Consider the following 1461-nt stretch of genomic DNA (forward strand, 5'->3'; position numbering starts at 1 on the left):
GGTGGTGAAGCATTATATACCTCATTCCACCTGTTAAGTTAATGTATTCTGGTAATGTCGTGTCTTTCCATTCTGGAGCATTGTATAGCTCATCCCAATATACCTCACCATTTGAAAATCCTCTATATAATGGTATGCCTTCATATTCAGTTTCTGAGCTAATACATTTTAAGGTATTCGTATATAAATATGTTTCCCAATACTTACCATTGAGTTGATTTAATATTAAATCTCGTTCATCATATTCTGTACCATCTCGATATTTTTTCTTATATACTTCTTCTTTTATTCTACATCTTCTTCAAATACAAACGCTCCCTTCTAGTTATATTTGGATTGTTGCCAGAATAGAACGTTTTTTTTTCACAAAAGCACAGATTAAATTATATTACCTGTAATTTATTTGAACACTAGGTTGATGACATTCCCCCAGTGGGTATTTAGAAAAGAAAATGACGGCTACTGTGAACCGTCATTTAACTTTATGGATGTATCTCTTGAATAAGTTTAGAAGTTGGAATATCAGGCTCTTCTAGTTTATTTAAAACGTCAATACACTTCTCCTTTAAGCTCAAAATATTCTCTTTAAGTTTATCAGGCATGAGACTTTGAATATCTTCAAGTTCACTGCCTAAATGTACAATATCAATTAGCTCACTGCTAACATTACATTCTTGCATTTTCCGCATTGTATATGGATTAAAGAGATATCCCTCAGCTTCTTCTATACCTATAGAGTCACTTTCTAATGCAGTTAATAAACCTAGTTCTATTATTGCCAAAACTCTTTCGATTTCTCTCTTTTCATGTGCTTTTATTACTAAATCCAATTAATCACCTCCAAATTAGTAGTTACTCCACCCAGATTTCACTTTTACATTAAATACTTTACCAGATTGACTTTGAAAATAGTGAATAGAGATTTTATTTCCAGATGTATCATAACCATCTTTATATATTTTTTTCCAAGTTCCTGATTCAACTTCACGTAGCTTTTCAAGTAACTGTTTATTCTTTACAGTATTCTTAGTTGTACCATTTTTAACTGTTTCAAACCCTTGTGGATAGTTTGGAGATTTCTTTATTGAGTCATATACATTATCTATAGATTTACCCATCCCCTCAGGCATTCCTCCAAAACCAGAATTATTTGTAATCGTATAAACCGTATTTCCAAACACATCACTATATTGTGTATATGTTGCTATATCTAATCCAACTGTTACATCTGTTTCTAGTGCTATAGCTGGGGATGAAGGTACTGCTACTGCGTCAGAAGGTACTCCTGCAAATGCCGGTTGTAATCCCCCACTATTCATTAGATTCTTTAAATTTCTTGCATTATTTAATGCATTACTACTTCTTAAATTTTCTAGTGCTTGATTTATTGTCATTTTCCCATATTCAAATACTGCTGGTGCTGCCTCAGCAAGTAATAACGCTGTAAATGTTAGACCTACT

The 1461-nt window shown here is 32.6% G+C and carries 2 protein-coding genes; both read right to left on the bottom strand.

Translation table 11 applies throughout. From position 1 onward, the window contains the following. Positions 1-482: 482 nt before the first annotated feature. Positions 483-830: a DUF3969 family protein gene (locus AYC61_RS01140; RefSeq protein ID WP_066495567.1), complete on the bottom strand. Its 348-nt coding sequence runs from the start codon at positions 828-830 to the stop codon at positions 483-485. Positions 831-845: 15 nt separating this feature from the next. Continuing rightward, positions 846-1461, bottom strand: a 616-nt coding sequence (locus AYC61_RS21535) for a hypothetical protein (protein WP_420806797.1), incomplete at its 5' end; no start/stop codon positions are given.

The organism is Abyssisolibacter fermentans (assembly GCF_001559865.1).
GTDB lineage: Bacteria > Bacillota > Clostridia > Tissierellales > MCWD3 > Abyssisolibacter > Abyssisolibacter fermentans.